This window comes from Allobrachymonas chironomi DSM 19884 (assembly GCF_000374625.1).
Classification (GTDB): Bacteria; Pseudomonadota; Gammaproteobacteria; order Burkholderiales; family Burkholderiaceae_C; genus Brachymonas; species Brachymonas chironomi.
In genome coordinates, this window is record NZ_KB894766.1 from 246815 (window position 1) to 261094 (window position 14280).

The window sequence follows — 14280 nt, forward strand, 5'->3', positions numbered from 1 at the left end:
CTTACAGCATGTGCTGCAGAAAGGCACACGCACGCGGGTGCCGGGGATCGCGGAAGAAGTCCTGCGCCGGACGGTCTTCGGCGATCACGCCCTGGTCCATGAACAGCACCCGGTGCGCGACCTCACGCGCAAACGCCATTTCGTGCGTCACCACCAGCATCGTCATGTGTTCGGCTGCCAGCTGGCGCATGGTGCGCAGCACTTCGCCGGTCAGCTCCGGATCGAGGGCGCTGGTGGGCTCATCGAACAGCATCAGCGCCGGCTGCATCGCCAGGGCGCGTGCAATCGCCACACGCTGCTTCTGGCCACCGGAAAGGCGGTTCGGGTAGGCATCCCGCTTGTCGAGCAGGCCGACCTTGCGCAGCAGCTCCTCGGCCTGCGGCACGATCAGCTCGCGCTTCAGGCCCTTGACCGTCATCGGCGCCTCGATCAGGTTCTGCAGCACCGTCATGTGCGGGAACAGGTTGAAATGCTGGAACACCATGCCGGTGCTGGCGCAGATGCGGCGCACCTGGCGCTCATCGGGATAGCGCGCCTTGCCACTGCCATCGTTCTCGACCAGCGTCTGGCCGTCGATCACGATGCGGCCCTGCTCCACCGATTCCAGGTGATTCAGGCAGCGCAGCAGCGTGGATTTGCCCGAGCCCGACGAGCCCAGGATGGCAATCACCTCGCCCGGCTGCACCTGCAGCGACACGCCGCGCAGCACGTGGTTGTCGCCAAAGCGCTTGTGCACGCCCTCCAGCAGCAGCGCCGGCTGGCCCTTACTGGTCTTGTCGTGCATAGCGTTGCTCCAGGCGCTGGAAGATCCAGGTCAGCACCAGTGTCATGATGAGATAGAACAGCGCCGCCACCAGGAAGGGCGTGACGGTGAACTCGCGCTGCACGATGTTGCGCGCGGCGCGCAGCAGGTCATTCAGGGCCAGCACATAGATCAGCGCCGTGTCCTTGACCAGCGTGATGGTTTCGTTGCTCATGGGCGGCAGAATGTGGCGCACCATCTGCGGCAGCACGATGCGGCGCATGGTCTGCCCATAGCTCATGCCGAGCGACTTGGCGGCCTCGTACTGGCCACGGTCCACGCTCTGGATGCCGGCTCGGAAGATCTCGGCAAAATAGGCCGCGAAGTTGAGCGCAAACGCCACCACCGCCGACGGAAAATCCGGCAGCCGGATGCCGATCACCGGCACGAAAGGCAGCGCAAAGTAGATGAACAGCAGCTGCAGCATCAGCGGCGTACCGCGCATCAGCCAGATATAGCCGCTGACGGCCTGGCGCACCACGGCAAAGCGTGACATGCGCAGCAGCGCCAGCACCAGACCCAGCGGAATCGCCAGGATCAGGGTGATGAAGAACAGCTTGAGCGTCGTGCCCGCGCCTTCGAGCAGCGGGGGCAGCATGTGGAGGATGTTATCCATGCCAGATCAGCGCATCAGGGCCGGGGCACGCGCTGGGGTTGCGCGGGCCCGGCAGACATCAGCAGCAGCTTACTGCTTGGCTTCAGAGAACCACTTGTCGTAGATGGCCTTGGCAGAGCCGTCAGCCGCCATGGCATCCAGCGTCTGGTCCAGTCGGGACAGCAGCTCGGCATCGTCCTTGCGCACGGCCACGCCATAGTCCTCGCTGCCGAAGTTGTCGGTCAGGATGCGGTACTCGCCCGGCTTCTTGCTGGTGTAGTAGCGGCCCACCACCTCGTCCACCACCACGGCGTCCAGGCGGCCGGTGGTCAGGTCCATCAGGGCGGCAACGTTGTCACCGAACTTCTTCAGCTCCTTGATGTCCTTGGACACCGGGTCCTTCTGCACCGCTTCCACGGCACTGCTGCCGTCCTGGATGCCAACCACCTTTCCAGCCAGCTCGGCCTTGGCCTGGATCGGCGACTGGGCCGTCACGATCACGATCTGGTGGTTCTGCATGTAGGGCTTGGTGAAGTTGACGTTCTTCTTGCGCTCTTCGGTAATGGTCATGCCGTTCCACAGCAGATCCACGCGCTTGCCATTGAGTTCGGCTTCCTTGGCGCTCCAGTCGATCGGCTTGAACTCCATCTCGACCCCCAGACGCTTGCCGGCTTCGCGCGCCAGATCCAGGTCGTAGCCGACCAGCTCACCCTTCGCGTCACGGAAGCCCATGGGCGGGAAGTTGTCGTCCAGACCGACCACGATCCTGGCCGACAGGCCGGCGGTGGCAGAAGCAGCGCTGGCAGCAGCCGGTGCATCCGGCGTGGACTTGCTGCAGCCCCACAGCAGGGCGGCGGCGGCCACGGAGGTCATCAGGGTGCGGGCAGTAAAAAGGCGACGGTTCATGGCGTAAACAGACAAAAAAACGTGACGGAAAGATCAAATGATAAACGCTAACGGACCAGGCCGCATCAGCAAAAAGGCGAATGCCCGTGCGGACATTCGCCTTGGCCGATCAGCCTGCTGCCGTGCTTACGGCTTCATGCTGCCGGTTTTCTCGAAGCGCTCGTGCCAGGACAGGGCTTCGCTCAGGATGTGCGGCGTGTGCTTGCCGGGCGACTCGCGCAGCGAGCGGTGGTAGTAGTCCAGCAGCTGGTCGCGGTAGTCCGGGTGGGCACAGTTCTGGATGACCAGCTCGGCACGCGCCTTGGGCGCCAGACCGCGCAGGTCGGCCAGGCCCTGTTCGGTCACCAGCACCTGCACATCGTGCTCGGTGTGGTCCACGTGGCTGACCATGGGCACAATGCAGGAGATCTGGCCGTTCTTGGCGGTGGACGGCGTCATGAACACGGAGATGTAGGCGTTGCGGGCAAAGTCGCCGGAACCACCGATACCGTTCATGATGCGCGTGCCCATGATGTGGGTGGAGTTGACGTTGCCGTAGATGTCGGCTTCGATCATGCCGTTCATCGCCAGAATGCCCAGGCGGCGGATCAGTTCCGGGTGGTTGGAGATTTCCTGCGGACGCAGCAGGATCTTGCTGCGCAGGGCCTCGATATTTTCCTCGAAGTACTTCAGGCCGTTTTCGCTCAGGCTGATGGCGGTGGCGGAAGCGTGGCGCAGCTTGCCGGAAGCAATCATGTCCAGCATGCCGTCCTGCAGCACTTCGGTGTAGGCCGTCATGTTCTCGAACGAGCTCTTGTTCAGGCCGTCCAGCACCGCGTTGGCGATATTGCCCACGCCGGACTGCAGCGGCAGCAGGCTGGCCGGCAGGCGGCCCTTTTTCACTTCGCTCTTGAAGAACTCGACCAGGTGACCGGCGATCATCTCGGACTGCGCGTCCGGTGCGGTAAAGGCCGTGTTGCGGTCAGGCGCACTGGTCTCGACCACGGCCACCACCTTGTTCGGGTCCACGCGCAGATAGGGATCGCCGATGCGGTTGTCGCTGTGCGTCATCGGGATCGGCAGGCGGTGCGGCGGCAGCTGGGTGCCGTAGTAGATGTCGTGCATGCCGCGCAGCGCCATGCTCTGGCGGCTGTTCACCTCCAGGATGATCTTGTCGGCCTGGTCCAGCCAGGTCTTGTTGTTGCCGATGGAAGTGGATGGCACCAGCGAGCCGTCTTCCAGCACCGCAGCAACTTCAACCAGCGCCACATTCAGGCCGCCATAGAAGCCGAACCAGACATACTGCGCCACGTGCGACAGGTGGATGTCGGCGTACTGCATGGTGCCTTCGTTGATCTTCTGGCGGCAGATCGGGTCGGACTGGTAGGGCAGACGCATCTCGATGCCGTTGGCCTTGGCCAGTGCACCGTCCAGCTCGGGAGCGGTGGAGGCACCAGTCCAGACGCCGATGCGGAAGGGTTCGCCGCGTGCCTGCGCAGCCTCGATCTGGGCAGCCAGTGCATAGGGCACGACCTTGGGCTGGCCAGAGCCGGTAAAGCCGCTCATGCCGACGTTGTCGCCATGCTTGATGAAACGGGCGGCCTCTTCGGCGGACATGATCTTGTCGCGGAAGGCCTGGTGCATTACTCGGGAGGGTGTCGTCATACTGGCGTGTCTTTCAATCAGGTGGAAAGCATGCCGCAGCACTTGTCTCCTGCTGCCAGGGTACGAGCGGCATGGGTGGGGTCTGCATGGCGCGTAAGGGAGCCATTTTTTGCCGCGCAATTGTCGGCCGGCAGACAATTCCGGTTTGCCGCGCGCGCATCCGTGCGGGTAAACCCTAGGCCATTGTACGCCCTGAAAGTGACATTTGCATGTTTTTGATGCACGCAGGCTGGGAAGGCCGCAAAAACAAGGGCAGCCCGCAGGCTGCCCCGACATCGGCAAGCGTACCGCTTGCTCAGATGCGCATCGGCATGACGACGTACTTGAACTGGTCGTTGTCGGGAATCGTTACCAGCGCCGAGCTGTTGTTGTCCTGCAGCGCGATCTGCACCATGTCCTGGCCCATGTTGCCCAGCACATCCATCAGGTAGGTGACGTTGAAGCCGATCTCGATCGGGTTGCCGGCGTAGTCGATGTCCAGCTCGTCCACCGCCTCTTCCTGCTCGGCGTTGTTGCAGGCAATGCGCAGCGTGGCGTTGTCGAAGTTGAGGCGCACGCCCTTGAACTTCTCGCTGGTGAGAATGGCGGTGCGCTGCAACGCGGCCAGCAGCGGCGCGCGGCCCAGCGTGACCAGATTGCGGTGGTCACGCGGGATGACGCGGTTGTAATCGGGGAACTTACCCTCGACCAGCTTGCTGACGAACTCCATGCCGCCAAAGCTGAACTTGGCCTGGTTGCCGGCAAACTGCATGTCGATGGCGCCATCGGCATCGCTCAGCAGGCGCTGCAGCTCCAGCACCGTCTTGCGCGGCAGAATCACTTCCTGCTTGGGCACTTCGCTTTCAAGCGTGGCGCTGGCAAACGCCAGGCGGTGGCCATCGGTGGCGACCAGGCTCAGCTTGTTGCCTTCGGCGACGAACAGGATGCCGTTGAGGTAATAGCGGATATCGTGCACGGCCATGGCAAACGAGACCTGCGACAGCAGCTGCTTGAGCACCTTTTGCGGCACGCTGAACTGCGGACCGAAGTTGGCCGCTTCCTGCACCAGCGGGAAATCCTCGGCCGGCAGCGATTGCAGCGTGAACTTGCTCTTGCCACCCTTGAGGATCAGCTTGTTCTGACTGGATTCGAGCGTGACGATCTGGTCGGCCGGCATGGTGCGCAGGATGTCGATCAGCTTGCGCGCACCCACCGTGGTGCTGAACTCGCCGGCATCACCGCCCAGCTCGGCCACGGTGCGGATCTGGATTTCCAGGTCGCTGGTGATGAGCTGGAGCATGTCATCCTGCTTGCGCAGCAGCACGTTGGCCAGGATCGGCAGGGTATGGCGGCGCTCGACAATGCCGGCTACGGATTGCAGGGCGCTGAGGACCTGGGCCTGGGGTGCTTTGAAGACTTGCATGATGCCTCTGGATGGTGTTGGGCAGGGCCGGCTGACGGAGAGGACACTGCCGGATGACGCGCAGCGGACTGCCAATATTTCTGGAATATTTGTGCCTGATTGTATGTCAAGGTGCAGCCTGTGCCACACCCGTGGCATCAACGGCTGGGTTCGCGCATCAGCACGAATTCCTCGGCCGCCGTGGGATGCACGGCAATGGTGCGGTCGAAATCGGCCTTGGTCGCGCCACAGCTGATGGCCACGGCCAGGCTCTGGATGATTTCCGGTGCATCGGCACCTACCATGTGGATGCCCAGCACCTTGTCGGAAGCGGCATCGACGACCAGCTTCATGTAGCTGCGCCCCTGGCCGTCGACGAAGGCATCCTTCATCGGGCGGAAATCGCTTTCAAACACGCGGATCGGGCCCTTGTCTGCCGCTTCGGCCTCGGTCAGACCGACCGTCCCCAGCGGCGGATCGGTGAATACGGCGCTCGCCACCACGCTGTGATCGACCCGGCGCGGCGTGTTGCCGAACACCGATTCGACCATGGCACGGCCTTCGGCGATAGCCACCGGCGTCAGGTTGACGCGGTCGGTGACGTCGCCCACGGCCCAGATATGGTCCACGCAGGTGCGGCTGTCGGCATCGACCGGAATCGCGCCCTTCTTGTTGACACTGATGCCCACGGATTCCAGGCCGATGTCATGGCTGTTGGGGCTGCGGCCGGTGGCGTTGAGCACGGCGCTGGCGCGCACCTGTCCGCCACCTTCGAGGTGCAGCACATAGCCCGCGCCATCGCGCTCCAGTTGTTGCGGCGCATGGCCGGCATGCAGCTGCACGCCCTTGGTCTCCAGCGCCCGCGCCACGCGCTGGCGCAGGTCATCGTCAAAACCGCGCAGCGGCAGCTCGCCACGGTAGACCAGGTGCACCTGGCTGCCCAGGCGCGCCATGATGCTGGCAAATTCCAGCGCGATGAAGCCGGCGCCCACCACCAGCAGGCTTTCGGGAATTTCACGCAGGTCCAGGATGCCGTTGGAGGTCATGGCCAGCTCCAGCCCCGGAATCGTATCGGTATTGGGGTGGCCGCCGGTGGCGATCAGGATGTGGCGCGCGGTGTGGCGCTGGCCGTCGATCTCGACCGTGTGCGGTGCCACGATGCGCGCATGGCCGCGTACCAGCGTGACGCCAGCGCGCTCCAGCATGCCCAGGTAAATGCCTTCCAGGCGATCCAGCTCGGCTGCCTTGGCATCGGCCCAGCGGGACATGTCGAATGCCGGCTCGCCAAAGCTCCAGCCGTAGCCGCGTGCGTAGTCGAAACTGTCGGCAAAGCTGGCCGCGTACATCATCAGCTTCTTGGGCACGCAGCCGCGGATCACGCAGGTGCCACCGACGCGGCTGTTTTCGGCAATCAGCACCTTTGCGCCCAGGGCTGCCGCACGGCGCGATGCGGCCACGCCGCCGGATCCGGCACCGAGGGTGATGAGGTCGTAGTCGTAGGCGATGTCTGTGGTCATGCGGAACTTCCTGGCAGTTGCGGGTATGCGCCTGATTATGCTTGCTTGCCGCCCGTCCTGCCGCCGGAGTACCGCCATGGTGACTGCGGGTATCGGCCCATGACAGTATCGGCTGGCCTATAGTGGACGCATCACGACAGGAGGTATCCCCATGAGCGATAAGCCGATTTCCGAAGTCCTCAACCTCAAGCAGCTGCTGTCCTACCAGGATCGCGCCGTGGTCAGCCGCATGCTGGTCAAGAACAATTCCGGCAGCGTGACCCTGTTCGCCTTTGACGGCGAGGAAGGCCTGAGCGAGCACACCGCGCCCTACGATGCGCTGGTGATCGGCGTGGAAGGCCGCGCCGAGATTCCGGTAGCCGGCGTGCCGCATATCGTGGGCGAAGGCGATTCGCTGCTGATGCCGGCGAATATTCCGCATGCGGTGAAGCCGTTGGGCGGGTTCAAGATGCTGCTGGTGATGATCAAGGAGAAGCCGGCGGCCGCATAAGGCTTGGGTTTGGCGGTGAGCCGGTGGTTACCGGCTCTGCGCCGGTGGCTGCAGCAGCTGACGGCGCTCGCGCCAGACCCGGCGCACGAAAGGATCTGTCACGGCATACTTGCCATGTCCGGCGCGCGTGACCAGATTGGCCGCCATCATCTTGTCGACCAGATTCTGCACGTGGGCCGCTTCCACGGAGGTGCCCGCTGTCTGCCTGTAGTGTTCCAGGGCTTCACTACCAAACAGTCCGGACACGCCCTCTTCCGGGCCTTCCGCGATGCGCGCAAAAATCGCCTCAGCCAGCCCGCCCAGATCGTCCAGCATGCGCAACTCCACATCAGCAGCTGCGCTGGCCAGGGTGGAGCTAATGACAGGGAAGACGCTATTCGGCTGTTCAGGGTACGCCTGCAACTCCACCAGGGCCTTCAGCAACTCTTCCGGGCGATGTCCCATCAGCTGGAAGCCGGCGTAGGCCACCTCCGGATCAGGCAGCACGGCCACGTCAGAGGCTGCCACGCGCTGCAGCTGCCAGTCCACGAAGTCCCGGCCCAACACCTCGTAAGGTGCTATGAGCGCACCCGAGAACGGCTGTGTGCGCCTGGTGGTCATGGCGGTGATCATGGACTTGTGCGAGCCTGTTCCCAGAAAGATGAAGTGGTGCTTGCCACCCATCCTGGCATTGACCGCATCGCGGGCGGCTTTCAGGGCATGCAGCAGGACCTGGCCGTCTTCGGAAGCCATGGCATGCTGCACTTCGTCCACGATCAGCACCACATCCGAGGCAGCCTGCTCCACCAGCTCGACAAAGGCCTGGGCCAGCGTGGCACCGCCCTTGGCACCCAGCGTTTCCAGCGCAAAACCAAAGCTCAGCCCGGCCGCGCCCAGATTGAGACTCTTGAGACGCTGCAACAGGCCCGAGCCCGGGGTTTGCAGCTCCTGCAAGGTGGTCCTGACCGCCTCATGCACCAGGGCTGCCGGGTTCTTGGACATGTCCGACCAGAGATCGACATAAATCACCACGGCCTTGCGCCGCTCCAGTGCCGGCACCAGATCCTGGCGCAGGAAGGTGGTTTTGCCGACGCGACGAATACCCGCCAGGAACACCCCGGAGCGGACATTCATCTGCAAGGCGGAAGGGGCCAGCAACTGCTGCGCCATCTCTTCGGCGTACTGCGTGCGGTGGTAGACGGTGGTGGGTTCCTGCATTTCGGTGATTTTATTCAGATTGACTAATTATATATTTTGGATAAATTCCTTGAATTGTCAAGCCATTCCATCGCAAGCATCACCAGAACGCACAAACCCGCGCCAAAGCACGGGTTTGTCGTGGTCAGGCGAAAAGAACGCTCAGACGTTAAACAAGAAGTGTGGCATGAAAGCCGCATGGATGCTGGGTGTGCTGGCTTGGCTTGTCATTTCGTACCCGCCGTCATACCCACTTTTGAAGCTCCTTCTCCGGTCATGCCAAAGCCTCGATGACGGCCTGCGGGTTGCGTTCAATCACGTTGAGCAGCACCAGCGCCGGACCGTGCGGGGTGCGGGGTGCGGTCTCCGCGCTCCCAGTGCCGCAGGGTCGCCGTGGAGAAGCCGAAGCGGGCAGCGAACTGTTCCTGGGTCATGCCCATCTTCCGCACGGACGGCCTTCACGTCGACTTCGCGGGGACGATGCACGCGCACGCGCACGCCGCGCCCGTCGCCCTTGGCGTGGGCGATGGCTTCTTGCAAGCCCTGCTTGATGCTCTCGAATGCGGTGCTCATGATGTCTTTCCTCTCTAGATTTCGACCAACACATCAACCAAGTCGGCCAGGTCGTTGCGCTCGGCCTTGGTCAGGTTGGCCTTGTCGCCCTTGGCAACCTGAGAGCCCGGCGGCGCATCGCGCCGACACGCTCAAGTCGTCCTGAGCACCCACATCCAGGCAAAAAACCCGCACACCGCGCGACGACGAGGATTAGCCGTTACGTGTTCCTTGCCATCAACAGGCCGGTCATCGCATTGCAATTGAGGCAGTCATTCCGCACCGGTAATAGCCTGAATCAAACGAACAGCGGGAGATCCTGCTCTACGAGGCTTATCAACTTTGGAGCGATTTGGCCACTGATCTTGACGGTGCCGTTCGCGGCAAATGAAATTTGCCCTCTCAGTCCACTCAAGACAAGCTCAAATACTGCAAGCTCGACCTTGTACTTTAGGCCAGCGAGAACTTCCATGTTCTCAACCACCATCCCCTCTTTGGACACGAACTCCATCCGAGCGACGAGGTCGTCAGCGAGAACTGTACCAATAACCTTCAAGCCTACGAGCTTGGAAGAATCGACCGAATTGAAAACGGAAGAGGGGCGTCCCTTGTCGAATGTCACCGATTTCGCAGTGAAGCCCATACCCACCAAGGTTTCGAGCGCGTTGAGGAGATCGCGGATATTTCTTCCAGCATTCTCAATTCTCAGGAAGATCAGGCCATCCAACTCGATAACCGCAAAATCGGTAAAACTTACGCTTTCTATCTGCTCGTAGGTCGGCGTCCCTTCGGCATCCAGCTTGGTTACGACGACTCGTGATCGCCAAAGATACCGATAAGAGGCATCGCCACTGGGCGCTCGCGCAAACCCGTAAGCGGATTCAGGCTCGAAAGGGCAGCTGGCGACAATCACCGCCAAATCCCGAGAGCGGGCTGGCAGTTGAATACAAAACCACCGATACCTGATCTGCATCATTCGCTCCCGGTGTCAGGGCCCTGGAATTCAACTCGGAGCGCCGCAACAAGGTCACGAGCCTTCGATTCAATGACCCGCGAGAAAACATCAATTTCATGCTTGTACGGTTGTCGTCGTCGCGTCGAGATTTTCCCCTCTTCGACGGGGAAGATGCCACTCAAAATGAATGAAAAACCCGTGCAATCCTTGAGATCAGAAAAACCCGCTTCAATGTCGTAGACATTGCCTGCCCCCATGGTCTCGGTTGCAGTCCACGCCATCTTGATGATGTAGTAATCTTCTTCATCAAGAAGTCCATTCAGGATTTCCGAACGACTGACTCCGTTGCCACGAAGAAAAACTCGTTCCACATGGGTTTCAGAACCCTCGGCATCCTCTTCCTCTTCGTCCACACCGTCCTGTTCTGGCTTTGCTTTGAATACATACACGTCAGTCACATCACGCCGTACAAAGCCAGGCAATGAAATCGCCAGCTCATGAAAGAACTTGGATCGAAGCTTTGCCGACGGAACGTCGAACAACGCAACAACAACCTTGGTCAAGGGCTCCGAAGTCGACTTCTCCACCTTTGCCAATAGCGTTTCCCTGACTCCGTTCAGGTAGTCGTTCTGCGTATTTCGCACAACATACCCTGCCGGAGATTTGACGAACTCAATGGTTCCATCACGAACTTGAACTTGCGAGAACTCGCTGCGCTTGTAATCGATCTGGGAGTATTGAACTCGAATGCTGAGATTGTCGCCCTCTCGCGTTACTTGCACTGTGTCGCCACTCGCCTCCATTTCTTTCTTCAACTGCTCAACGACGCCTTGCAGTTCGTCGGTATCACTTACCCCCGACACATCCATTGACGTTGTGCGCTCACGTCTCGCGACGACCCCAAGTCTGGCCGCAATCTCCTTGTGGTCGTAGTAGTCGTGCGTTAGCGTGGAGAAGTATTTCGCAAGGTCTTCTCGCGGTGTCTTTTTGCTGACCACGATATTGCGGCGTTGGAACAGCCGAATGACCGTCGGCGTATCAACTTTATGCTGATTCAACGCATCGAAGACGTTTTTATCACTCGCGTAATAAAGCGATGGACCATGAGCCCTCTTTTTCATTCCCGCCACCCCATATCTCCCGGGTTATACGTACTGGTCACGCTTGTGATTCGTTCGATCTGGATCTTCGCTAGAATTTCTTCACGCGCAGGATCAAACCCCCAGGCCTTTACATACTTCTTTTGTGCCGTGAGAAAGATGGATTTCAGATCATTGGGTGCGTTTGGGTCAGTGACGCGCAGCAAAATTCGCTCACCGGACTCCAGCATCTGGAACCTCGACAAACTGTCGAGAAAGTATTCGAACTCTTCTGGACTAGATGCAGGTGCGTTGTAATAGATAATGTAGCCCGCAGTCTGACTCTCCGTTGCGGCGTGCTTGATGATGATATAAGGTGCCGTCAGCGTCTCTACAGTTGCCGGCTGCGCCCAAACATCGCCCTGTCGGCGTGACATCACCAGATCAGGGTAATAGAACGTATATGTCTGCGGCAGTTCGCCTTCGCCTTTCAGGCGAAGAACGTCGTTCGCTATGCTGTACAGGCGCTGAATATCATGGGGCCCGAGGTAATGCAGTTGAGTTCCAGGTGCCACTGGAAGTGCTTGCAGATCGACCTTGTCGATAGCCTCATAAAACGGCTTGTCGTAGCCATTGTCATGATTGTGAACGAATAGCAGCCCACGAACCTCATACGCCTCTGATTCGTCAACGGAGTATTTTGACCTCCAAGAATCTGAGCCTCGCGCACAGTCAATCGTCATGCACAGTGATTTGAAGGCACTCCGCAATCTAGTAGAGTTAATTGAATCAGCGGCGTAGCTCTTTAAATCAGTGTGGAGATAAACCGTCTTGCCTAAATATGGATCTTGGTACAAGAAAACAACATCGCCGGGATGGGTAGCCTTTGGTTTGCCACCTTCGCCGAGGTGCCTATCATTTGAGCACTCGAAGTTGTCATCCATCTTGGGGTGAATTCCCCACAAGAAATGCTTAAAAATATCCTTTGAAAGCCTCGGTGCGATTTCACCAATGTTTATTGTCTCCGCCACAACTCCTCCTTCTTGTTTGGCTGCTACGGAGGCTTGAGCACCAGCGACGCCCCCGCCGGAAATTAGAGCATATTCCACACGTGCGATTGCGCCATGAAGTGAATCGACCCGGATCCTGTAGACACCTACGAGCCTCAGGGCGGACGGTTGCCGCTCGAAAAAGTGACGTGTGCACCTCGGCAGGTTGCTGCGGGCTTGCAGGTGCTTTTTCAGCAAAGCCGCTTTTGACTCACGCGCCCGGATGCGTCTCCAGCCATCGCCGCCCAAGGGCCGTCAGGCGGTAACGCTGCTTGCTGCTGCGCGGCTTGTCGGGCAGGGTCATTTCCACTAGGCCTGATCCGAGGGCTGGCAGCAGGTAGGCTTTGCGGAAGTGCTCGTCGTTTTTGAGTGCCAACCCCTCCTGCAGTTCTTGGCGGGACATCTCCCCAACCAGCACCCGTAGCACGCGCTCAACTTCCGTGGTGACTTCCGTGGTGACTTCCGTGGTGACTTCCATGGTGCTCATCACCGGCCTCGGAATCACTGCCCTGAACTCATTGCCCGCCACATCATCCACCAGCCGGGTTTCCGGCCAGTCTTGCAGCACGCGCGGGATGCCGGTGCCGATGCCTCGGTACGGCAGGATGCTGATCGCGTGATGGGTCAAGGTGGGGTTGCGCCGGTTCGACTTGCCCTGCCGAATTTGCTCCGTACTCAGGCTGTCGGGCAGATGGCCAGGGCTGATGATCTCGATGCGATCGGCAAAAATCAGCAAACGAACCGAGGCGCTGGTGAAGTAGTCACGGTGGATCAGCGCGTTGACCAGCAATTCGATGATGGCCTGTTCCGGCACTTCCAGCAGGCCCAGGGAGTTGAAATTCTGGTCACGCTGGACATGGTGCAGGTTGCGCTTGATAAACCCCAGGCTGCGCTGGTACTGCTCCAACAGCGTGCCGTCGATGTCTTCGCTGTCCAGATAGTGGTGACTGGCCAGTGACGTGCCGGGGAAGGCCACGGCCTTGACCATGAACGCAGGCCGGTAACGCTGCGGGTGCTTGCCAAACAGCAGCACGCCCGCGAGGTTCAGCTCCTGCCCGTCACCCAATCCGATGTTTTGCAAGGCCTGCTGCAAAGGTTGGTCGGGCAACTGGCCGTAGCGCCGATTGAAGTAGTCGTTGAACGCCTTTTCGTCGATGTCGGCGGCGCAGGTGCCTTCCACCGGAATCACATCGGCGTAGATCAACCCGGAGCGCTGGAACAAGCGCTGGATTTCCTCCCGCGCCGTGACGTGGCGCTTGTCCGAGCCACTCTTGACCCAGATGCGCCCCTGGCTATCCAGGTAAGGCTTGCTCAGGCCATTGGGCACAGTGACGGCGATCACGATGCCTTGCGCCGTCTGGATGTTCTCGGTGGTCGGATGAACCGGCGGGCGAACGTTCTGCGACGCGGCATTCGAGATCAGCTGGTTCAAGCGGCGCACGTTGACCGCGTCCAGCCCGGTCACCTTGCCGTTGTCGTCCACGCCCAGCAGCAACAGGCCGCCGCCGCTGTTGGCGAACGCAGCCAGTTCCGCCGCGATGCTGTCGGCGTTGGTCTCGTCGCGCTTGAACTGGTGGCGGCTGTCTTCGCCGCGCGCGAGAATCGACAGAAGTTCAGCCTCGTTCATTCGAGATCATCTCTTGGTACTCGCATCCTCAATTGCCTTCATCAACGCGGCGTGCTCCCACTTCACGGCTTTGCAGCCGTTCTGCTGAAACGCCGGAGGCATGTTGGCTGGGGTCTTGTCGCCCTTGTAAACGCCGACGACGCCTTTTCCTCGTTTGACGCTTTCCTCGATCTCCCAGTTCACCCACTTGCTGGAGGCCGTCTTGTCGGAGAGGTAAACCACCGTCACCGAGCAGCGGTCAATCTTCTCGCGGATTTGCCGCTTGATGTAGTCGGCATTGGTGCTGTCGAAGGGTTCTTTCACCGAGTGGTCGTCGAACTGCAAATCCACCTTGTCGTTCTTCGCTTGCCCACGAAACAGATTCACTTCGTTCAAATCTTCGTGATCGAAGCTGATGAAAACGTGTCGGCTGCTGTCGTTCTTTGCTGCCGTGAGTTTCTGCTTCACCCGTTCTTCAAGGCTCTTGATGTCAGAGCCATACAACCCGCCGCCAGTGCTTCCGCCCAT

At 60.3% G+C, this 14280-nt stretch carries 13 protein-coding genes and 1 pseudogene; 1 reads left to right on the forward strand and 13 read right to left on the reverse strand.

Annotated elements, in window-relative coordinates; translation table 11 throughout:
• Position 1: 1 nt before the first annotated feature.
• The 6 genes from C513_RS0103765 to gorA all read right to left on the reverse strand — a co-directional run bounded on the left by C513_RS0103765 (position 2) and on the right by gorA (position 6845).
• Entirely contained in the window at positions 2-784 is a 783-nt protein-coding gene (locus tag C513_RS0103765) for an amino acid ABC transporter ATP-binding protein (protein ID WP_018714699.1), read from the reverse strand.
• On the reverse strand, positions 765-1418 hold the full coding sequence (locus C513_RS0103770) for an amino acid ABC transporter permease (protein WP_026320514.1): 654 nt from the start codon (positions 1416-1418) through the stop codon (positions 765-767). The genes C513_RS0103765 and C513_RS0103770 overlap by 20 nt, the downstream gene beginning before the upstream one ends.
• Before the next feature lie 69 nt (positions 1419-1487).
• Positions 1488-2303 carry an amino acid ABC transporter substrate-binding protein gene (locus tag C513_RS0103775; RefSeq protein ID WP_033394810.1) on the reverse strand — a complete coding sequence of 272 codons (816 nt, stop codon included), beginning with the start codon at positions 2301-2303 and terminating at the stop codon, positions 1488-1490.
• Between the two features lie 126 nt (positions 2304-2429).
• Positions 2430-3947, reverse strand: coding sequence for a succinyl-CoA:acetate CoA-transferase ScpC (gene scpC / locus C513_RS0103780; RefSeq protein WP_026320515.1), 1518 nt, complete (start codon positions 3945-3947; stop codon positions 2430-2432).
• A 295-nt stretch (positions 3948-4242) separates the two neighbouring features.
• Complete coding sequence (dnaN, locus tag C513_RS0103785; protein WP_018714703.1) at positions 4243-5349, reverse strand: DNA polymerase III subunit beta; 1107 nt, start codon at positions 5347-5349, stop codon at positions 4243-4245.
• 137 nt (positions 5350-5486) lie between these two features.
• Complete coding sequence (gorA, locus tag C513_RS0103790; RefSeq protein WP_018714704.1) at positions 5487-6845, reverse strand: glutathione-disulfide reductase; 1359 nt, start codon at positions 6843-6845, stop codon at positions 5487-5489.
• A gap of 151 nt (positions 6846-6996) precedes the next feature.
• Here gorA and C513_RS0103795 point away from each other — a divergent pair, with 151 nt between their 5' ends.
• Positions 6997-7335, forward strand: coding sequence for a cupin domain-containing protein (locus C513_RS0103795; RefSeq protein ID WP_018714705.1), 339 nt, complete (start codon positions 6997-6999; stop codon positions 7333-7335).
• Between the two features lie 27 nt (positions 7336-7362).
• On the opposite strand, the gene C513_RS0103800 is transcribed toward C513_RS0103795, so the two are convergent.
• From C513_RS0103800 to C513_RS0103830, 7 genes and pseudogenes are all read right to left on the reverse strand, one after another.
• A complete protein-coding gene (locus C513_RS0103800; RefSeq protein ID WP_018714706.1) occupies positions 7363-8532 on the reverse strand; it encodes an AAA family ATPase in 1170 nt (389 codons plus the stop codon).
• A gap of 253 nt (positions 8533-8785) precedes the next feature.
• Positions 8786-9084, reverse strand: a pseudogene (locus tag C513_RS13845) (helix-turn-helix domain-containing protein).
• 277 nt (positions 9085-9361) lie between these two features.
• Complete coding sequence (locus C513_RS0103810; RefSeq protein ID WP_245552802.1) at positions 9362-9976, reverse strand: hypothetical protein; 615 nt, start codon at positions 9974-9976, stop codon at positions 9362-9364.
• A 59-nt stretch (positions 9977-10035) separates the two neighbouring features.
• Complete coding sequence (locus C513_RS0103815) at positions 10036-11139, reverse strand: hypothetical protein (protein WP_018714709.1); 1104 nt, start codon at positions 11137-11139, stop codon at positions 10036-10038.
• Entirely contained in the window at positions 11136-12206 is a 1071-nt protein-coding gene (locus C513_RS0103820; RefSeq protein WP_211215720.1) for a PD-(D/E)XK nuclease domain-containing protein, read from the reverse strand. Before C513_RS0103820 ends, C513_RS0103815 begins: the two co-directional genes overlap by 4 nt.
• A 151-nt stretch (positions 12207-12357) precedes the next feature.
• Positions 12358-13773, reverse strand: coding sequence for a Fic family protein (locus C513_RS0103825; protein WP_018714711.1), 1416 nt, complete (start codon positions 13771-13773; stop codon positions 12358-12360).
• Between the two features lie 6 nt (positions 13774-13779).
• Entirely contained in the window at positions 13780-14280 is a 501-nt protein-coding gene (locus tag C513_RS0103830) for a TIR domain-containing protein (RefSeq protein WP_018714712.1), read from the reverse strand.